This window comes from Raoultibacter timonensis, from assembly GCF_022845715.1.
GTDB lineage: Bacteria > Actinomycetota > Coriobacteriia > Coriobacteriales > Eggerthellaceae > Raoultibacter > Raoultibacter timonensis.
In genome coordinates, this window is sequence record NZ_AP025564.1 from 1,149,045 (window position 1) to 1,169,061 (window position 20,017).

The window sequence follows — 20,017 nt, forward strand, 5'->3', positions numbered from 1 at the left end:
TTTCTTGACAGTGAGGTAACGGAGCAGTACTTTTAGAAATTGCGACTTTTTCGCAGTTTACCTGATTCTCATGAAGGAGGAACAGCCTCGTGGCCCAAGCAAAAAAAAGCGCTCCCACCAGCCTTTATAGGAATCGCAGAAGCTTCGCCAAGATCCCAGACGTCATGGACGTCCCCAATCTGATCGCCATTCAAACGGGTGGATTCGAATGGTTTAAGAACGAGGGATTGGACCAAGCATTCGGCGATATCAGCCCGATCGAGAACAGCACGAAGGATATGTGCGTCGAGTTCGGCAAGCACGAGTTCGGCGAGCCGAAGTACACGGTTGACGAGTGCAAGGAAAAGGACGTCAGCTACCAGGCGCCTCTCTTCGTCGAGATCCGTTTCATCAACCGGGAAACCGGCGAGATCAAGGAACAGGACGTGTTCATGGGCGATTTCCCGCTCATGACCCCGCGCGGCACGTTCATCATCAACGGCACCGAGCGCGTCGTCGTCTCCCAGCTCGTCCGCTCCCCAGGCGTCTATTTCGCCTCCGAGCGCGATAAAACCTCCGATAAGATCATCTACAACGCCAAGGTCATCCCGTCCCGCGGTGCATGGCTCGAGTTCGAAACCGACAAGCGCGACATCCTGTCGGTTCGCATCGACCGCAAGCGCAAGCAGCCGGCCACGCTGCTGTTGCGCGCCCTCGGTTTGGCCGAAAGCCGCGAGGAGATCATCGAGCTCCTCGGCAACGACGAGATGGTGCTGCGCACCCTCGATCGCGATCCGGCCACGACCAAGGAAGAATCGCTGATCGAGCTCTACAAGCGCTTCCGTCCCGGCGAGCCGCCGACAATCGATTCGGCGCGCACGCTTCTCGAGGGCCTGTTCTTCAATCCGCAGCGTTACGATCTGGCGAAGGTGGGTCGCTACAAGATCAACAAGAAGCTCGGTTTCGATCCCGATTACGAGAGCTCCACGCTGACCGACGAGGACATCATCCGCTCGATGCAGTACATCGTGGCGCTCCACGCCGGTCAGGAGGGCTTCTCGACCGACGATATCGACCATTTCGGCAACCGCCGCATCCGTACGGTCGGCGAGCTCATCCAGAACCAGTTCCGCATCGGCCTCTCCCGCATGGAGCGCGTTGTGCGCGAGCGCATGAGCATGCAGGAACCCGATGAGATCACGCCGCAATCGCTCGTGAACATCCGCCCGATTGTGGCGGCCATCAAGGAGTTCTTCGGAAGCTCCCAGCTCTCCCAGTTCATGGACCAGACCAACCCCGCCGCGGGCATCACGCATAAGCGCCGCCTGTCGGCACTCGGGCCGGGCGGCCTGTCGCGCGAACGCGCGGGCTTCGAGGTTCGCGACGTCCACACCTCGCACTACGGCCGCATGTGCCCGATCGAGACGCCTGAAGGCCCGAACATCGGCCTCATCGGCTCGCTCGCAACCTATGCGCGCGTGAATCCGTACGGTTTCATCGAGACGCCGTATCGTCGCGTCGAGCACGGCAAGGTGACCGACACGGTTGATTACCTGACGGCGGACGAGGAAGAGAACTTCACGATCGCCCAGGCCAACGACGAGTTCGATCCCGATACCCGCGAGTTCGGCCACTACGACGAGAACGGAACCTTCGTGAAGGCCGCACGCGTCCTCTGCCGCACCAAGGACTCCAACGGCGTCTTCGGCGAGCCCGATGAGGTGCCGGTCGACATGGTCGAGTACATGGACGTGTCGCCGCGCCAGATGGTATCGGTCGCCACCTCGCTCATCCCGTTTTTGGAGCACGACGACGCGAACCGCGCCCTCATGGGTTCGAACATGCAGCGTCAGGCCGTGCCGCTCTTGCGTCCCTCGGCGCCGCTCGTCGGCACCGGCATCGAGCACCGCATCGCGGTCGACTCCGGCGAGATCCTCGTTGCGCAGAACCCGGGCGTTGTCGACTACGTTGACGGTCAGACCATCATCGTGCTCAACAACGACGGCGAATACGACGAATACCTGATCCCGAAGTTCCAGCGCTCCAACCAGTCGGGCTGCATCAACCACCGCCCCATCGTGCGCAAGGGCGACGAGGTGCAGGCGGGCGACGTGCTCGCCGACGGCCCCAGCTGCGACGGGGCCGAGCTCGCACTCGGCCAGAACCTCATGATCGCCTACATGCCGTGGGAGGGCTACAACTACGAGGACGCCATCATCGTGTCCGAACGTGTGGTTGCCGAAGACCTGCTCACGTCCATCCACATCTCCGAATACGAGATCGACGCGCGCGATACCAAGCTCGGCCCCGAGGAGATCACCCGCGAGATCCCCAACATCTCCGACGACATGATCTCCGACCTCGATGCCGACGGCATCATCCGCATAGGCGCCGAGGTGTTCCCGGGCGACGTGCTCGTGGGCAAGGTCACTCCGAAGGGCGAAACCGAGCTCACCGCCGAGGAGCGCCTGCTGCGCGCCATCTTCGGCGAGAAGGCCCGCGAGGTCCGCGACACCTCCCTCAAGGTGCCGCACGGTTCCGGCGGACGCGTCATCGGCATCGCACGCTTCTCGCGCCTCGAAGGCGACGAGCTGGCGCCGGGCGTCAACGAGCTCGTGCGCATCTACGTTGCCCAGAAACGTAAGATCCAGCAGGGCGACAAGCTTTCGGGCCGTCACGGCAACAAGGGCGTCATCAGCCGCATCCTGCCGGTCGAGGACATGCCGTACCTCGCCGACGGCACGCCGATCGACGTCATCTTGAACCCGCTCGGCGTTCCCTCGCGTATGAACGTCGGCCAGCTGCTCGAATGCCATCTCGGCTGGGCAGCCAAGTGGGGTTGGTCTGACGACGAAAGCTCCGACGAGGTCGTCGAGGGCCCGATCCACGTGGCCACGCCCGTGTTCGACGGCGCGACCGAGAAGGAGATCTCGGACGCCATCCTCAAGGCGAACCGCAACCTTTTGAACATCAACCATGCCAAATACGGCGAGCATGCCGATGACAGCTTCGTGCCGCAGCTCACCGAAACCGGCAAGGCGTGGCTCTACGACGGACGTACGGGCGAGAAGTTCCGCGAGCCCATCACCGTCGGCCAGAGCTACATCCTCAAACTCGGCCATATGGTCGATGACAAGATCCACGCCCGCTCGACCGGCCCCTACAGCCTCATCACCCAGCAGCCGCTCGGCGGTAAGGCTCAGTTCGGCGGCCAGCGCTTCGGCGAGATGGAAGTGTGGGCGCTCTACGCCTACGGTGCTTCCAACGTGCTCCAGGAGATCCTCACGGTCAAGTCCGACGATACGTCGGGCCGCGTGAAGTCCTACGAGGCCATCGTCAAGGGCGAGAACATCCCCGCAGCCGAGGTGCCCGAGAGCTTCAAGGTTCTCGTCAAGGAGATGAAATCGCTGTGCCTGAACGTCGAGCTCGAGGGCGAAGATCACCATGCCATCGACATCACGCAGGAGCACGAGAACGAGCAGGACGCCGGAGACGCCGCACTGCTTGCGGCGCTGCAGGCCGACGCCAAGAAGACCGAAGAAGACGACGCGGCGTTCGCTCTCGACAGCATCGCCGCTGAACTGGGAGATTTAATGAAAGACGTCGTAGACGGCTACAGCGATACGAACGACCTCATCGGTGAGGGAGAGGAGGAATAATGACGACGGAATTCGACGTGAACAACTTCGATGCCCTGCGCATTTCCCTCGCTTCCGCCGAGGACGTGCGCAGCTGGTCCCGTGGCGAAGTGAAGAAGCCCGAGACCATCAACTACCGCACACTTAAGCCCGAGAAAGACGGCTTGTTCTGCGAAAAGATCTTCGGCCCCACGAAGGACTGGGAGTGCGCGTGCGGCAAGTACAAGCGCGTTCGCTTCAAGGGCATCGTCTGCGAGCGATGCGGCGTCGAAGTGACTCGCTCCAAGGTTCGCCGCGAGCGCATGGGCCACATCGAGCTCGCTGCTCCGGTGAGCCATATCTGGTACTTCAAGGGCTCGCCCTCCCGCTTGGGCTACCTGCTCGACATTCCTCCGAAGGAGCTCGAGAAGGTGCTGTACTTCGCAAGCTCCATCATCACCTCGGTGGATAAGGAGGCGCGCGAGGAAGACGCCGACGAGCTGCGCGACGAGTTGGCAGCCGATCTCGAAGAGCTGGACGCCGAGCGCGATCGCCTCATCGAGGCGACCCGCCGCCTGTCGACCGATTACGTGCCGGAGGACGATGATTTCGTCGACGACGTCGACGAGGACGAGCGTATGGCACCCGAAGAGGTCGAAGAGGAGATCGCCGACATCTACGAGGAGTTCAACGAGCGCAAGGCGCTTCGCACCGATGCGTTCGAGGCCTTCATGAAGATCGAGCCCAAGCAGCTCGTTCCCGATGAGGCTCTCTACCGCGAGATGCGCATGAACTACTCCGATTACTTCAAGGGCGGCATGGGCGCCGAAGCCGTGCGCGATCTGCTCGACGCAATCGATCTGGCCAAGACGGCAGACGAGCTGCGCGAGGTCATCTCGACCGGCAAGGGCCAGAAGCGCGCCAAGGCCATCAAGCGCCTCAAGGTCGTCGATGCGTTCCTCAAGAGCGTTAACAAGCCCACCGACATGATCCTCGACGTCATCCCGGTCATCCCGCCCGATCTGCGCCCGATGGTGCAGCTCGACGGCGGCCGCTTCGCCACGTCGGATCTGAACGACCTGTACCGTCGCGTGATCAACCGCAACAACCGCCTGAAGCGCCTGCTCGATCTCGGTGCGCCCGAGATCATCGTGAACAACGAGAAGCGCATGCTGCAGGAGGCCGTCGATTCGCTGTTCGACAACGGCCGTCGCGGCCGCCCCGTCACGGGGCCGGGCAACCGCCCCCTGAAGTCGCTCTCCGACATGCTCAAGGGCAAGCAGGGCCGTTTCCGTCAGAACCTGCTCGGCAAGCGCGTCGACTACTCCGGCCGTTCGGTCATCGTGGTCGGCCCGCAGCTGAAGCTCCACCAGTGCGGTCTGCCGTCGCAGATGGCGCTCGAGCTCTTCAAGCCCTTCGTTATGAAGCGCCTGGTCGAACTCGAGTACGCCGCCAACATCAAAGCGGCTAAGCGCGCGGTCGACCGCGGCGCCAGCTACGTGTGGGACGTGCTCGAAGAGGTCATCACCGAGCACCCAGTGCTTCTCAACCGCGCACCCACCCTGCACCGTTTGGGCATTCAGGCGTTCGAGCCCGTGCTCGTCGAAGGCAAGGCCATCAGGCTCCATCCCCTCGTCTGCACCGCGTTCAACGCCGACTTCGACGGCGACCAGATGGCCGTGCACGTGCCGCTCGGCAACGAGGCGCAGGCCGAGGCCCGCGTGCTCATGCTCTCGGCCAACAACATCAAATCGCCTGCTCACGGCCGCCCGCTGACGGTTCCCACGCAGGACATGATCATCGGCCTGTACTACCTCACCGCCGCTCGCGAGGGCTTCGAGGGCGAGGGCAGGTCGTTCATCGACTTCGACGACGCCATGAACGCCTACGACGCGCGCGCCGAACTCGACCTGCAGGCTAAGATCTGGGTGCGCCTTTCCAAGGACACCGCGGTCGCGACCTCCTACAACGAGTTCGAGGAGCACAAGGCCGGCGAGCGCATCGAGACCACGATCGGCCGCATCACGTTCAACAACGTGCTGCCCGAGGATTACCCGTATCTCAACTACGAGATGAACAAGAAGGAAATCAGCCGCCTCGTGGAGGACGTGTGCAACCGCTACGAGCTCTCTTCGGTGCCGGCCATCCTGGACGGCCTCAAAGACGCGGGCTTCCACTACGCGACGCGCGCTGGCGTTACCGTGTCGGTGTACGACGCGACCGTGCCGCCGAACAAGCCCGAGATCCTCAGCCGCGCCGACGAGAAGGTTGCGGCTATCGACGAGGACTACGAGATGGGCCTCATGAGCCAGGAGGAGCGCCACAAGCAGGTCGTCGACATCTGGAACGAAGCCAACGAAGAGGTCGGCGAGGCCATGGCCGAGAACTTCGACAAGTTCAACCCCATCTACATGATGGCGTTCTCCGGTGCCCGTGGTAACATCAAGCAGATTCGCCAGCTTGCGGGCATGCGCGGTCTCATGTCCGACCCGAAGGGCGAGATCATCGACCGCCCGATCAAGGCGAACTTCCGCGAAGGCCTCTCGGTACTCGAATACTTCATCTCCACGCACGGTGCCCGTAAGGGCCTCGCCGACACGGCGCTCAGAACCGCCGACTCGGGGTATCTGACCCGTCGTCTCGTGGACGTCGCCCAAGACGTCATCATCCGCGAGATCGATTGCGGCACCTCCGACGGCGTGCCGTACCCGATCTACAACGAGAAGGGCGACTTGGACGAGAACCTCATCGGCCGTTGCCTGCTCGAGAACGCAGTCGATGCGAACGGCGAGATCGTCGTCGGCGCAGGCGAGTACGTGACGTCGATGTCGCAGATCAAAGCGCTTGAGGATGCGGGCATCACCGAAGTCATCATCCGTACCGTCATGACCTGCCACGCCGATCAGGGCGTGTGCCAGAAGTGCTACGGCTGGGACCTCGCAACGTCGCGTCCGGTCAACATCGGCACGGCGGTCGGCATCATCGCCGCCCAGTCGATCGGCGAGCCCGGCACGCAGCTCACCATGAGAACGTTCCACACCGGCGGCGTCGCGGGCGAGGACATCACCCACGGTCTGCCCCGCGTTACCGAGCTGTTCGAGGCCCGCAAGCCGAAAGGCCAGGCGGTCCTCGCCGAAATCGCAGGTACTCTGCAGATTTCGGGCGACAAGCAGACCAAGACGCTCACGATCCACGACCAGCAGGGCAACTTCCGCGAGTACGTGGTGTCTGCGCGCGCCCAGATGCTTCCGGGTGTGCTCGACGGGAGCCTTGTCAAGGTCGGCCAGCAGCTCACGAAGGGTTCGGTGAACCCGCACGACCTTCTGCGCCTCACCGACCCGAACACGACGCTGCGCTATATCGTGAGCCAGGTGCAGGGCGTGTACGTGAGCCAGGGCGTCGATATCAACGACAAGCACATCGAGGTTATCGCGCGCCAGATGCTGCGCAAGGTAGCCGTAACCGACGCGGGCGAGTCCGACTTCTTGCCGGGCCGCCAGGTGAACCGCTTCGAGTTCGAGAAAGTTGCCAACGGCCTCGTTCTCGACGGCAAGGAGCCGCCGGTCGGCCAGCCGCTTCTACTCGGCATCACCAAGGCGTCGCTTGCCACCGATTCGTTCCTTTCGGCCGCGTCGTTCCAGGAGACCACCAAGGTCCTCACCGATGCCGCCATCGAGGGCAAGGTCGACAACCTTGCGGGCCTGAAGGAGAACGTCATCATCGGCAAGCCGATTCCCGCCGGTACCGGTCTGCCGCGCTACCGCAAGGTCGGCCTCACCTATAAGGGCCGTCCGGTCGATCGCGTGACGAGCGATACGCTGCCCGAGTTCGCGCCCGACGCGTTGCGCGATATCGAGGACCTGCTGCCGCAGCCTCAGGATTGGTCGCTCGACGGCGACAGCTACCTCAACATGGGCACGAACTACACGAACTACTACAGCGGCATGTCGCTCGGGCACCGCACGCCCAACCTCACCGACGAAGATGCGCGTCTCTATATCTACGACGATCTGGGCGTATCCCAGCGGTGGGCAAACAAGTTCTCCGAGGCAGGTATCGAGACGGTTGCCGATCTCGTGGGCCATACCGAGGAGGATCTGCTGCGCATCGAGGGCATCGGCGTCAAGGCGATCGAGGAGCTCAAAGAGGGCTTGGAGCAGCACAACCTGCTCCACGTCATCGAGGACGACCTCGCTGCAACGAGCGACGACATGAGCCAGCTGCTCGATATGGTGTTCAGCCCGGACGATACGATCCTCATCGGCGGCGACGAGCCTCCGACATTCAACACCGAGGGCGAGGATATGCTCGGCGAGGCGCTTCCGCCGCGTTCGTACCAGCGCAACCTCGAGGAGCTCGACGCGTTGCTCGGCTCCGTCGGTTCGATCGGGTTCGGCTTCTCGAACTCCGAGGACGATGACGCCCTCGGCGACGAGTCCGGCTCCGACGAAGAGAAATAGTTCGGTCAGGGGGCGCCACCGAGCGCCCCCTTCCTCTAAGGGTGCATTTCATGGCTGACAAAACCTATATTCCCGAGGGCGGGGCAGTTCCGCCGTCTCAGATCGGTGCGACGATCGAGGCGCTTGCGGCCACCATCGCCGCCCGCCGCGAGGCGGGAGCGGAAAGCTACACCCATCGGCTGCTCGAGGGGTGCGAGGACGATCTCGTCAAGAAGGTCGTCGAAGAGGCGAACGAAACGGCGCTTGCCGTCAAAGACGTCGAGTGCCGTATGCTCGTCGCCCAGGAATCGGCGGAGGCGCTCGCTCTCGGCTTGGGAGAAGACGGCGGCTCCGTGTGCGCCGAGCTTCCCGCCGAATACGACGAGGCGGTCGATCATCTGCGCTACGAGGCGGCCGATGTGGTGTACCACCTGCTCGTCGTGCTCGAGCGCTACGGTATCGGGCTCGACGAGTTCGCAGCCGAACTCAACACCCGCATGACGAAAGAGGAGCGCCCGCAGGGCGGCGTCATGCTGTTCGACGACTACGTGAAACGGGGGAAATAGTGCCGATGGCTCGATTATTCGGAACGGACGGTGTTCGCGGAATCGCGAACAAGGAACTCACCTGCGAGACGGCGTTCAAGCTCGGCCAGGCGGCCGTGGCGTTTCTCGGCAGGAACATCGTTATCGGCAAGGATACGCGCCAAAGCGGCGATATGCTCGAGGCGGCGGTGGTCGCCGGCATCATGAGCATGGGCGGTACGGCGTTTTCGGCGGGGATCATCCCCACGCCGGGCGTAGCGCTGCTCGTGCGCGAGCTGTACTGCGACGGCGGTATCGTGATCTCGGCTTCGCATAATCCGCCCGAGTACAACGGCATCAAGTTCTTCGACGCGCAGGGTTACAAACTGCCCTGCGACCTCGAGGACGCTATCGAGGAGTTCATCGTGTCGGGCAAGGCGTCCGAGCTGGAGCTTCCGATCGGCGGCGGCGTGGGCGTATCGATTCCGATCGATAATGCGGCCGAACTCTACATCGAGCACGCCATTGCAAGCGTGGCCGAGCAGGGCGTGCGCTTCGACGGATTGAAGGTGGCCCTCGATGTGGGCCACGGCGCTTCGGCGGTGTCGAGCGCCGAAGCCCTTATGCGCCTGGGCGCCGACGTGCGCGTCATCAACGACGAGTTCGACGGCACCGACATCAACGTGTCGTGCGGATCGACCCACCTGGAGCCGTTGCGCGAGCTCGTTGCCGAGATGGGCGCCGATATCGGCATTGCCCACGACGGCGATGCCGATCGCGTCATGTTCGTCGACGCGGAAGGCGGCGAAATCGACGGCGACGTGGTCGAGGCCGTGTGCGCCGTCGATCTTGCAGGTAGGGGGCTCTTGCCCGAGAACGCCGTCGTATCCACGGTCATGTGCAACCTCGGGTTCGCCCATGCCATGCGCGAGGCGGGCATCGAGGTCATCCAGACCCAGGTGGGCGATCGCTTCGTCCTCGAAGCCATGCGCGAGCGCGGTCTTGCACTCGGCGGCGAGCAGAGCGGGCATATGATCTTTCTCGAGTACAACTCCACGGGCGACGGTCTCGTGACGGCGCTGCAGTTCCTTGCGGCGTGCCAGCGCACCGGCAAATCGGTCGCCGAAGCGGCGAGCGTGATGAAGCGCTATCCTCAGGTGCTCCTGAACGTGAAGGTCGCCGACAAGCATGCGCTCGACGGCAACGAGCCGGTGGCGCGCGCTGTTTCCGACGCGGCTGCCGAACTCGGCGACAACGGCCGCATCCTCGTGCGTCCGAGCGGCACCGAACCGGTCGTGCGCGTGATGGTGGAGGCTGCCGATCTCGAAACCGCTCGGCGTTACGCCGATGCTGTGGCGAAGGTCGTCGAAGCGGAGCTGTAGCCGATCGGCTCGCTGCCGGGCAATCGGATCGTCTTTCGCGAGCGCCGCCGCATAGCGGGGGCGCTAGTGGTACTATTGTACTGACAATAACGCGAATGGAAGGGCGGCCATGGGAGCTCGGCAGGCAGGCCATCGTTGGGCGGGTTTCGACATGCTTTCGCTGCTGTCGCTGACGGCGTTCTTCGCGAGCATGCCGTTCCTCCTCGCGCCTTTGAACCTCCTTCGGCCCCTGCTTTTCCAGGCGACGGCCGAGCCCTTGCTCGAACCCCTTTCGGCAACGCCGTTCCTTGCGGCGATGGCGCTTGCCGCCATGTTCGCCTCGCTTGCGATGCTCTTCGTTTGCCTTCTGAAGACCGCCTATGCGCGGTTGGGCCGCCGTCTCCTTATCGCTGCCGGCGGTGCGTACCTCGTCGGCATGGCCTTTACGTGCTTGGCGTGCTTCGCATCGGGCGTGCCGTCTTCCCTCCTCGTCGTCGCGGGGGCTTTCGTCGGTGCCGGCGGTGCGGTTCTCTGCATGGCGTGGGCGCGCCGAGTGCATCTTCCCGACCTTCGTGCATCCCTCGCATCCCTCGTTGCGCTCGGCGCCGCCCTGTTCGTGCTCGATGCGCTGATCTCGCTTGCCGGCGATGCCGTGCGCGCTATCGCCCTATTGGCGCTTGCCGCCGCGGGAACGGCGGGATGTTTGCGCGGGGCCCTTGCGCAGAGCGGCGCCGAGAGCCGCTCGACCACATCGGGGGCGAACTGGTGGGATGTGTTCGGGAAGCTCGACCTATCGCTTTTGGGGGAGGGTGGAAGCGATTTCAAATCGCCCTGGTCCCGGACGCTTTTTTTCATCGTCACGCCAGCCGTGGTGTTTCTCCTGTTCGTTTCAGGCATGAACATGCACCATACCTTCTACGGCGATTTCCCCATCGAGATCGCGGGCGGGTTCGTCGCCGTGGCGTGTGCAGCGGTGCTCCTGCTCGCCAAAAGCGAGCGCGCGGTGGTGAACGCGGGCTATCGCATGTACCTTCCGATCATCGCTGCGGTGGTGTTCGTGGTGGGCGATTTTGCCATGATCGAGCTGCGCGGGCTGTTCCTCAACGTGGGCGTGTACGTGTTCTGCTTCGTCTACGGGCTTCTCATGTGCGCCATGATCATCACGATGATGAGCCGCATGGAATCGTTGAAGCTGCCGGCGGCGTGCATGCTCGTCATCGCGGCGTGCCTCATCGCGCAGCTCTCGTATGCCAACATCGATGCGGGCGTGCTCGGCGCCTATCGGCTGAACGTCCTGCTGTTCTTGCTTGTGGTTTCGGTCGTGCTGCTGATCGCCATGCCGTCGTCGCGCGTATGGCGCATCGTCATCGAGGGCATCGACGTATCCGACGGCGCCGATGCCCCTGCTGCCGAAACCGAGACGGACGCCGATGCGGCGAAGGACGATATCGTCACGCTCGAAGCGCGGTGCGCCATGGTGGCCGAGTCGTGCGGCCTCACACCGCGCGAAGCCGAGATCCTGCGCTTCCTCGGGCGCGGCTACGGATCGGTGTACATTGCCGATACGCTCGTTATCGCCGAGAGCACCGTGCGCAGCCATGTTAAGAGCATCTACCGCAAGATCGACGTTTCTTCGCGCGAAGAGCTCATCAGCCGTATAGACGAAATTGGGGAGACGGTCGATAAGCCGATTGCTCCCATCGGGTAACCAGGTAATCATCCATAGAAAAACACCAGATCAATAGCCTCATTGCGATTTCCCCCAACGCGATGATTCACAAACGTGCGCCTCGCTTCTAATCTTTCGTCCAGCAAGGCGGATGGGCGAGGGCTCGACGGCATCGAACGGAATCCCTTGAATCCCCGCATCGTCCGCCCGGCGAAATCAACTTGGTTTTCACTCATAGGGAGGAATCACATGAACGATCGCATCATGAGCAGGCGCACGTTTATCGTTGCGGGGGCATCTTTCAGCGCACTGTGCCTGGGGGCCGCGCTTTCCGGTTGCGCTCCGTCGCAGGCTTCGGGTAGCGAGCAGAAGCCGAGCGGTTCCGCAGCGCCCACCGAGGGCGATCATGCCGTAACGCTCCATCGCGGATACGCTTCCGCTCACGGAGACAAGTGCTTCACGCAGGTCGTCGTTGCCACCGCCGAGGACGGGACGATCCTTGCGGCGAGCGTCGACGACTACCAGTACATGGCCGCCGATACGGACGGAATCGTTGCGGTGCCCAATTCCGACGGAGCCTTTGCCGAGGGCTATGCTGCGGGGATGGTGCTTGCTTCGAAGTCGTTCAGCAACGAGTCGTATTCGGCAAGCATGGCCGAGAAGGCGGGTTCGACCCAGCCGTGGCTCACGTCCATGCAGGCCATCGAGGCATCGACGGTCGGCAAGCAGCCGAGCGAGCTCAAGCACGCGGGCGTTGACGCGGTGTCGGGGGCGACGCTCGTCGATACTCCTAACTACCTCGCCGCCGTTGCCGAGATCGCGCAGAACGACGACGTCATCGCCAAGGGCACGTATACGGGCGACGGCAGCGATCTCGAGCTCGGTATGATTTTGGCGGCGGCCCATGGCGATAAGTGCTTCACGAGCGCCATCGCGTTGGTGCAGGGCGACACCATCGTCGCGGCGAGCATCGACGATTTCCAGTACATGGCCGCAGGGACCGAGGGCATCGAGCCGGTGCCGAATTCCGACGCGGGCTTCGGCGAAGGCGCGGCAGAGGATAAGGTTCTCGTGTCGAAATCGGTGAACTCGCCGGTGTACAGCAAGTCGCTCAAGGAGAAGGGCGGCGCCACCCAGGATTGGATCACGTCGGTGGATGCGATCGAGGACTACCTTGCCGGTACGCCGATCAGCTCGGCGAAAGCGCCGGGGATCGATGCGGTTACGGGCGCTACGCTCGTCGATACCACGAACTACGCTCAGGCAGCCATCGACGCCGCAAAGGCCGTGTAGCGCCAACGCGTTCGAAACGCCCGTTTCGAGTCGTCGAAGTCGCCATCGTATGCGGCCCTCGGCCGCATACGATGGCTTTCGAAAGGAGTGGGGCCATGATGGGCCAGGGGACGTATGCAATGCAGGCTGGAAGCGCAGCGCACCATGGATCGCGCTTTCGCTGGCCGCGATTCGCGCTCATGGCGCTTGCCGTGATGATCGCGGTCGCCGCCTCGTCGTTCGTGTCCGTTCCGAAAGCGTTTGCGCCGGTTGTCGAAGACGATTGCTCCGCGTCGGTTTCCGCGCAGACCGATGTGCGCACCTGAGCGCTCTTGGCGCTATACTGGAACAGTCGATATCCTCGGGTGCCGAGGGGTGATGGAAGTCGGGTAACGTGGCTAACCTGGGTAGGCTCAACATACGCTCTCCGAAGCAGATCGCCGCGCTTGTCATTCTCGTGATGATGGCGATGGTGCTGAGTTTCGTCGAACTGCCGATTCTCCCGCAGGCGCCGTTTCTCAAGTACGATCCTTCGGGAGTGATCGCGGCGCTTGCGGCCCTTCTGTACGGGCCGTGGGTCGGGTCGGCCGTGGCGGTGCTCGCATGGATCCCGCGCCTCGTTACCGATCCTCTCGGCGCGTTCATGAACATCCTCGCGTCGGTGGCGCTCGTCATCGCCATGGGATCGATCTACCGCAAGCGGCCTTCCTTGGGAGGCGCGGTTGTCGGCGCCGTTGCGGGCATAGCGTGCGCGACGGTTGTATCCATCATACTCAACTTCGTAGTCATGCCCATCTACCAAGGGGCGGCGTTCGAGGACATCGTTTCGCTGATCATCCCTGCGCTGCTGCCCTTCAACGTAGCCAAGTCATGCGTGAACGGGGGAGTCGCCCTCGTGGCCTACCGCAGGCTCGAAGTTCTGCTCGCCGAGGAAGAACCTGCGGACGAGAGGGGGGAGGAACCCGACTTCGCGGCCGGGCTCCCGTTGAGGGATTCGGACGCCACCCCGATTTCCGCCGACCTTGCCGGGCGCGACCGCGACGATGCTTCTTGCGAGACGGCATCGCCACCGAAGCGCTTTGGACGGACGAGTCGGCCTTAGCGCTCGCTCGGGCGCTTCGTTGCGGGTTTGCGGAGTACGATCAAAGCAGCGATTCCCGCCACCGCGAGCGACCCGATGCCCGCTTGCAGGTTCTGCAGATGCAATACCGGAATGCCCTGCAGTACGCCGAGCACGTACGGCATGAGCCAGAACAGCCATACGACGACGCTGAAGGTGTGAAAGCGCTTCATGCCCACCTCGTTCTTGCGGGCGAAGGTGACGGTTGCCCAGATGGCGTGCACGGCCATGAGCGCGATGGCGAGTGCGCCCGAGGCTGCATGCATCCCCAGAACGGCTCCACCGTCTTGCGCCATGACGGTCATGAGGGTGGTGCCGGTCGTATCGAGCGCGAGCCCCAGCCAAAACAGCGCGAGGCTTCCCTTGGTCAAAGTTCCCCGTTTGCGTTCGCTGAATACGCCTGCGGTATAGCAGACGAGGGCAAGCGAGATTGCGGTTGTTGCGGCGATGAGCGTGAGGGTCATGGCGGCATCCTTTCTTCTAACGATATGAACATCGTTCACTAAATTGAACGTTGTTCATATTAGGATGTTCCGACCCGTTGTCAATCAATAATGAACAATGTTCACAATTCTGTTGCCGTACAGTAAAGGGAAGCCGGCCAAAGCCGCGCCATCGCGTCTCGCCATCTTGCGGTGAAGGTTGTTCTGCGGCAAGCGAAACCCACGGCGGATCCGCGTTATGCAGCGGATCCGCCGTGGTAGTGAAGCGCGCGCTGTCGCCTGTCTCGCCTTTACGCCCCTGCAGCCGATTTACCTGCGATGCGCCCCCAGTTGAGCGTACCCTGCAAGCAGGTGCCCGAGCCGGGGTAGTAGGGGCCGATCCAGCCTGCCGTGTTCACGCCCGCCCCGAACAGGTGCGGGATCGGGTTGCCCGCCTCGTCGAGGATGGCGGCATCGGTGTTGATGCGCAGACCTCCGATCGATCCGATGTTGGAGTTCTGCGTTCTCCATGCGTAGAACGGCGCCTCGTCGAGCGCAGTGAGCTGTTTCGTGCGGCCGTAGAGGCTGTCGGCTCCGGCAGCGCAGTCGTCGTTCCATTTCGCTACGGTGTAAACGAGGTTCTCGGCGGGTACGCCGATGGCCTCGGCAAGCCCCTCGAGCGTGTCGGCCTGCACGAGGGTGCCGTCCTCGAGCGCCGCTTCGCGAGCCTCCGCGCCGCCTTCGGCGTTGTCCGACCACGCGCACATCTTGTCCGAATCCGTCATCTTCGCATCCATGACCATGTAGGTTGCGCCCCCCGCGCCGCCCCATTGCATCGCCTCGTTGAACAGCGCACGGCAATGGAACGCGTAGGTTGTGTCTTCGCGGACGAAGCGCGTACCGCGCATGTTCACGAGGATGTAGGGAATCTCGGGGTTCTGGTTGTTGGTGTAAGACCAGGTGGGAAGCAGTAGATCGACGCAGCCGTGGAAGATCGTCTGCGCGCCGACGGCCATGCCCATTACGATGCCGTCGCCCGTGTCGGTGGGGGCGGTGATCACGCTTTGCGTGGTCAAATCCCAGTAGTGCTGCGGATTGTAGCGCTTGGCGAGATCCTCGTTGTGCTCGATGCCGGCCATGGCCAGCACGATGCCCTTGTTCGCTTTGTAGCGCTTGCCGTTTTTGACGGCGACGCCCGCTGCGGCATCCCCGTCCATGATGATCTCGCTCACTTCGATGCCGGTTTCTATTTCGCCGCCTTTTTCCGTTACGGCTTTCTGCGCGTTCGTCGTCCAGATCGCGCCGCCCGTCTTGGTCGGATCCGCTGCGTCGGCGATCAAGTGGATGCGGTCTTTCAGGAGGGCCTCGTCGAGATAGGGCGCGGGGTAGGCTCCGAACACGTTGGCGAACGTGATGCTGAAGCTGTCCGCCATCCACTGCACGTTGTCGGCGGCGTTGTCGGCCATGCAACGGATGAGATCGTCGTCGACGAGCCCCTCGCTGTCGGTCTTCCAGAACCGGTACAGCAAGTCGGGGGTATCGTCGGCGATGCCCTTGTCTTTCTGCCAGCTGGTGCCCGCCGCTTGAACGGCTCCTTCGGCAAGCGCCGTCGTGCCGCCGCACTGGGATCCCTTTTCGAAGACGATCACCTTTTCGGCGCCGTTCTCGAGCGCCGAGTATGCCGCGGTGAGCCCGCCGCCGCCACCGCCGCAGACGATGACGTCGTATTCGCCGTCCCATGAGGTGGCGGCAGATCCGCTACCGGCATCCGGGTCTCCGTTTGCGGCCTTCGGCGCGCATCCCGCCAGGCTTCCCATGGCGAGCGCCCCGAGTCCGAGCGCTGCGCCCCCGATGAAGTTTCTGCGCGACAATCCCTGCATGTCCGTGCTTTCCATGATGATGCCCCCTCGTTGTTTCGTACCTTACGTACTTCCGATGCCCGAAGTATAGAAAGGAGCATCGTCCGCCACAATGCGCGGAATCCACCATACGGAACCGGTGTTCCACGATGCGGAACACGATGGATGCACCTGGGCTTGGCGGCGCGCTCCGCGGATCGCCGCCAGGCCCGGGCGGCGCGCTCCTGTTTCCCTGTGTTACATCGCGGTGCAGAGCCGCAGTTTTCGCGTATACTGCAACAAGAAGGCATTCTCCGGGGAGGGGAGACATGGGTGAGAACAGCGTACAGGTACTCGACCGGGCGTTCGATATCCTCGAGGCGCTCGCCCGATCGCGCGGCCCGATGGGTCTGACCGATCTCGCGCAGGTGACTTCGATGAGCAAGTCGACGGTGCATCGCATCCTGGGAACGATGCTCGATCGCGGTTATGCGGAAAAAACGCTCGAGGGGCTCTACACCATCGGCCCCAAGATGTTCGACACCCTTTCCTACCACATCAACTCGCTTGAGCTCACCACCGAGGCCAAGCCCTATCTCGCCCTGCTGAAGCGAACGCTCGGATTGACGGCCCATCTGGGAATACTCGACGGCGGCTACGTTTCCTACATCGAGAAGGAGGCGCCCGATTGGGGTGAAGACGCCTACACGACGGTGGGGTACCGATCCCCGGCCTATTGCTCTTCGATGGGAAAATGCCTTCTTGCATGCCTGTCGCGCGAGCAGCTCGAAGAGGTGCTCTACGATTACGAGTTCAAGGCGTACACCCCGAACACCTTCACGCGCAAAGACGAGTTTGCACGGTACCTGCACCGGGTGCGCAAGCAGGGCTGGGCGATCGACGACGAAGAGTACGAGCTCGGCCATCGCTGCATCGCCGCTCCGGTGTTCAACTACCGCGGCGATGCGATCGCGGCGGTTGGCGTGAGCGGCACGATCGAGACCATCGCCGACGACCGTATCGAGCAGATCGCCCAGCAGGTGGTGCTCGCAGCCCAGCGCGTTTCCGGCTGCATGGGCTATGCGGAGTAGGACGCGGGGCTTCGATCGGCCGGCGGCGGCGCGCTACTTTCGGTTTCCGAACAAGCGGGAAAAGAGGCCCGGCCGCTTCGGCTTGGCGCGCTCCACGTAGATGACGCTCGGCGCAGACGCTTTGGCGTCTTGTCCGCGCGTTTCCGGATCGGTTAGCCGCCCTGATCGCGCAGCGTCCCGATTGCCCGCTTCCCGCTCGGCCGCTTGCGGTTCGGTCGGTGTCGGCTCGGGTACATGCTCCGAGGACGGGGGCTCCTGCGTCGCCGCCTGCACGGCGGCCCGTGCATCCGATGCGTGTACCGGCACCTCGATATCCGTCTCGGACCTCCCCTGCGCGGCACCGTTCCCACCGGTCTCGAGCGCGCTTTCCCGGGCGGCGAGCTCTGCGGCCTTCGCGCGGTTCGCATCGCGTTCGGCGATCTCGGCTGCCGCGGCAAGCTTGCGGATCTTCGCATCTTCGATGAAGTACTCCTGCGAATCGAACAGGTTCTTTTCGCCGTCTGCGCCGACGGGTGCGAAGTATCCGAGCGGCGTATAGCTCTTGTCGGGCAGGAGCTCGCGCAGTTTCGCGGTATCGCGCAGCGAGATGTCGATGTAATCGGTGATTTCGCGGCGCAGGCTTTCGTTGAGTACCGGCCAGGCGATTTCGACGCGTTTTTCCATGTTGCGGGTCATGAGATCGGCACTCGACAGGTAGAGGTCCATCGTATCGTGCGGCCCGAACCCGTAGATGCGGCTGTGCTCGAGCAAGCGCCCCACGATAGAGACGACCCGCACGTTGTCGGTGTAACCTTCGACGCCGGGTACGATGCACGAGATGCCGCGCACGAACAGCGTGACGGGTACGCCCGCCTGCGACGCTTCGGCGATTTTCTCGATGATGTCCTTGTCGGTGATGGAGTTGGTTTTGAAGAAGAGCCCGCTTTGCTTCCCGGCACCCGCCCGTTCGATCTCGCGGTCGATGCGCGCGAGCAGCATCGGTTTGATCTGGAGCGGGGCGACCCAGAGGATATCGTAGTTGTTCGAGGCGTTTTCGAGTCCCATGTTGCGGAAGAACTCGGTCGCATCGCGCCCGATCGTCTCGTCGGTGGTGATGAACGACAGATCGGTGTAGAGCTTGGCGGTCTTCTCGTTGTAGTTGCCCGTGCCGAGCTGCGTGATGTGCTGCACGCCGTTTTCGGTTTGGCGGGTTATACAGCATATCTTCGAATGCACCTTGAAATCGCGGAAGCCGTAGATGACGTTCGCGCCCGCCTGCTCGAACCGCTGCGACCATTCGATGTTGTTGCTCTCGTCGAATCGGGCGCGCAGCTCGAACAGCGCGGTGACCTCCTTGCCGTTCTCGGCCGCGGTGATAAGCGCCTCGGCCAGATGCGACTGGCTTGCCAGGCGGTAGAGCGTGATCTTGATGGATATGACCGACGGGTCGGTCGATGCTTCGCGCAGGAGCTGTACGAACGCATCCATGCTCTCGTAGGGGTAGGAGAGCAGCGTCTCGGCTTCGGCTACCTGTTCGATGATCGGGCGGTTCCGATCGAGGTCGGCGGGCCATTGCGGCGAGAACGGCTGGCTGACGAGCTTCGCCGCGAGCTTGGGGCCGACGCGCCCAGCGAGTCCGAACGTGTAGCTCATGTCGAGCGGGCAGCTTGTCGTAAACACCTGGTGGGGTTTGAGATTGAGCTTTTCGAGCAAGAAGTCGGATACGGTTTTGGAAAGCTTGCGTTCGCTTTCGAGGCGTACCGGCGCCAACCGCGAACGCTTCTTGAGGATGCGCTTCATGTGCTCGCGGTAATCCTCGTCGTTCTCGTCGGTTCCCTCGGTCGAATCGAGATCGGCGTTGCGCGTGACGCAGATGACGTTGGTGTGCTTCACGGTGTACATGGAGAACACGTCGGCGGCCATGAACTCGAGCGCATCTTCGATGAGGATGAAGGGGAAGCCCTCGCCGGGCAGCTGGATCACGCGTTCGCACTGGCGCGGCATCGGGATGATGCCGAGCGTGACGCCCTCTGCGGCGAGGTTCTTGGCCTTTTTGGTTTGCTTTGCCGCCGATTTGCCCGCCTTCTCTTCCTTTTCCGCGCGTTCGGGCTTTTCCGCCTTCGCCTCGGCGTCCTTCCTCTTGTCGGCTTCGATTGCCGATTCGTCGAGCCGCACGACTACGTAGAGGGCGCCGTTTTCCAAATGGGGGAACGGGTGGCGCGAGTTGACGATCTGCGGCGAGAGGAACGGCATGACGTTGAACTCCACGTACCTGTGCAGAAACGCCCGCTGCTCCTCGTCGAGCGAGGTTTCGGTGAGGTGGCGGATGCCGTAGGCGGCAAGCAGATCGCGCACCTGGGCGAACGTCTGCTCTTGGATGGGGTAGAGCTCGTGGCAGCGTTCGTAGATCGCATCGAGCTGCTCGGAGGGCGTCATGTTGGTTTTGCTGTCGATGATCCGCTTCTTGACGAGCGAGAGGTCGGTGAGGCTGCCGACCCGCACCATGAAGAACTCTTGGAGGTTGCTCCAGAAGATGGAGACGAAGTTGAGCCGCTCGAGCAGGGGCACGGTGGCGTCGGCGCCTTGGTCGAGCACGCGTTGGTTGAATGTGAGCCAAGAGAGTTCGCGGTTTTGCATGAACGGGCTTGCGGGGGCGGGCGCATGCCCCTCTCCTTCGGGCGAGATGCTGCTTTCGGAGAGCATTTC

12 protein-coding genes are annotated in these 20,017 nt (G+C 62.9%); 9 read left to right on the plus strand and 3 right to left on the minus strand.

All coding sequences use genetic code 11. From position 1 onward, the window contains the following. Positions 1-89 precede the first annotated feature (89 nt). The 8 genes from rpoB to MWL89_RS04580 all read left to right on the plus strand — a co-directional run bounded on the left by rpoB (position 90) and on the right by MWL89_RS04580 (position 13,963). Complete coding sequence (gene rpoB / locus MWL89_RS04545; RefSeq protein WP_244411929.1) at positions 90-3,638, plus strand: DNA-directed RNA polymerase subunit beta; 3,549 nt, start codon at positions 90-92, stop codon at positions 3,636-3,638. After that, positions 3,638-8,056, plus strand: coding sequence for a DNA-directed RNA polymerase subunit beta' (locus MWL89_RS04550; RefSeq protein WP_244411930.1), 4,419 nt, complete (start codon positions 3,638-3,640; stop codon positions 8,054-8,056). The genes rpoB and MWL89_RS04550 overlap by 1 nt, the downstream gene beginning before the upstream one ends. 50 nt (positions 8,057-8,106) lie before the next feature. Next, on the plus strand, positions 8,107-8,601 hold the full coding sequence (locus tag MWL89_RS04555) for a phosphoribosyl-ATP pyrophosphatase (protein ID WP_102378796.1): 495 nt from the start codon (positions 8,107-8,109) through the stop codon (positions 8,599-8,601). A 5-nt stretch (positions 8,602-8,606) separates the two neighbouring features. Continuing rightward, positions 8,607-9,941, plus strand: a complete 1,335-nt coding sequence (gene glmM, locus MWL89_RS04560) for a phosphoglucosamine mutase (RefSeq protein ID WP_244411931.1) — start codon at positions 8,607-8,609, stop codon at positions 9,939-9,941. A 109-nt stretch (positions 9,942-10,050) separates the two neighbouring features. Continuing rightward, positions 10,051-11,628, plus strand: a complete 1,578-nt coding sequence (locus MWL89_RS04565) for a helix-turn-helix transcriptional regulator (protein ID WP_244411932.1) — start codon at positions 10,051-10,053, stop codon at positions 11,626-11,628. 210 nt (positions 11,629-11,838) lie between these two features. Continuing rightward, on the plus strand, positions 11,839-12,882 hold the full coding sequence (locus tag MWL89_RS04570) for a TAT pathway signal sequence (RefSeq protein ID WP_102378794.1): 1,044 nt from the start codon (positions 11,839-11,841) through the stop codon (positions 12,880-12,882). Between the two features lie 95 nt (positions 12,883-12,977). Then, positions 12,978-13,187 carry a hypothetical protein gene (locus MWL89_RS04575; RefSeq protein ID WP_244411933.1) on the plus strand — a complete coding sequence of 70 codons (210 nt, stop codon included), beginning with the start codon at positions 12,978-12,980 and terminating at the stop codon, positions 13,185-13,187. Positions 13,188-13,255: 68 nt separating this feature from the next. Beyond that, positions 13,256-13,963 carry an ECF transporter S component gene (locus MWL89_RS04580; RefSeq protein ID WP_244411934.1) on the plus strand — a complete coding sequence of 236 codons (708 nt, stop codon included), beginning with the start codon at positions 13,256-13,258 and terminating at the stop codon, positions 13,961-13,963. On the opposite strand, the gene MWL89_RS04585 is transcribed toward MWL89_RS04580, so the two are convergent. Together MWL89_RS04585 and MWL89_RS04590 are read right to left on the minus strand one after the other, a co-directional pair. Further along, positions 13,960-14,445 (minus strand): HsmA family protein, encoded by a 486-nt coding sequence (locus tag MWL89_RS04585; RefSeq protein ID WP_244411935.1) that lies wholly within the window; start codon positions 14,443-14,445, stop codon positions 13,960-13,962. The genes MWL89_RS04580 and MWL89_RS04585 overlap by 4 nt on opposite strands. A gap of 269 nt (positions 14,446-14,714) precedes the next feature. Next, complete coding sequence (locus tag MWL89_RS04590) at positions 14,715-16,298, minus strand: FAD-dependent oxidoreductase (RefSeq protein WP_244411936.1); 1,584 nt, start codon at positions 16,296-16,298, stop codon at positions 14,715-14,717. A 272-nt stretch (positions 16,299-16,570) separates the two neighbouring features. On the opposite strand from MWL89_RS04590, the gene MWL89_RS04595 reads away from it, so the two are divergent. Next, the gene (locus MWL89_RS04595) at positions 16,571-17,332 is read left to right on the plus strand and encodes an IclR family transcriptional regulator (protein ID WP_244411937.1); all 762 of its coding nucleotides are present in this window, start codon (positions 16,571-16,573) and stop codon (positions 17,330-17,332) included. 33 nt (positions 17,333-17,365) lie between these two features. On the opposite strand, the gene ppk1 is transcribed toward MWL89_RS04595, so the two are convergent. Then, a complete protein-coding gene (ppk1, locus tag MWL89_RS04600) occupies positions 17,366-20,014 on the minus strand; it encodes a polyphosphate kinase 1 (RefSeq protein WP_425226285.1) in 2,649 nt (882 codons plus the stop codon). Positions 20,015-20,017 lie beyond the last annotated feature (3 nt).

Bases quoted from the DNA above. Each gene is read 5' to 3' on its own strand.
- MWL89_RS04585 (WP_244411935.1), bottom strand. From the start codon at position 14,445: ATGACCCTCACGCTCATCGCCGCAACAACCGCAATCTCGCTTGCCCTC.
- MWL89_RS04550 (WP_244411930.1), top strand. From the start codon at position 3,638: ATGACGACGGAATTCGACGTGAACAACTTCGATGCCCTGCGCATTTCC.
- glmM (WP_244411931.1), top strand. From the start codon at position 8,607: ATGGCTCGATTATTCGGAACGGACGGTGTTCGCGGAATCGCGAACAAG.
- MWL89_RS04555 (WP_102378796.1), top strand. From the start codon at position 8,107: ATGGCTGACAAAACCTATATTCCCGAGGGCGGGGCAGTTCCGCCGTCT.
- MWL89_RS04595 (WP_244411937.1), top strand. From the start codon at position 16,571: ATGGGTGAGAACAGCGTACAGGTACTCGACCGGGCGTTCGATATCCTC.
- MWL89_RS04570 (WP_102378794.1), top strand. From the start codon at position 11,839: ATGAACGATCGCATCATGAGCAGGCGCACGTTTATCGTTGCGGGGGCA.
- ppk1 (WP_425226285.1), bottom strand. From the start codon at position 20,014: ATGCTCTCCGAAAGCAGCATCTCGCCCGAAGGAGAGGGGCATGCGCCC.
- MWL89_RS04590 (WP_244411936.1), bottom strand. From the start codon at position 16,298: ATGGAAAGCACGGACATGCAGGGATTGTCGCGCAGAAACTTCATCGGG.
- MWL89_RS04565 (WP_244411932.1), top strand. From the start codon at position 10,051: ATGGGAGCTCGGCAGGCAGGCCATCGTTGGGCGGGTTTCGACATGCTT.
- MWL89_RS04575 (WP_244411933.1), top strand. From the start codon at position 12,978: ATGATGGGCCAGGGGACGTATGCAATGCAGGCTGGAAGCGCAGCGCAC.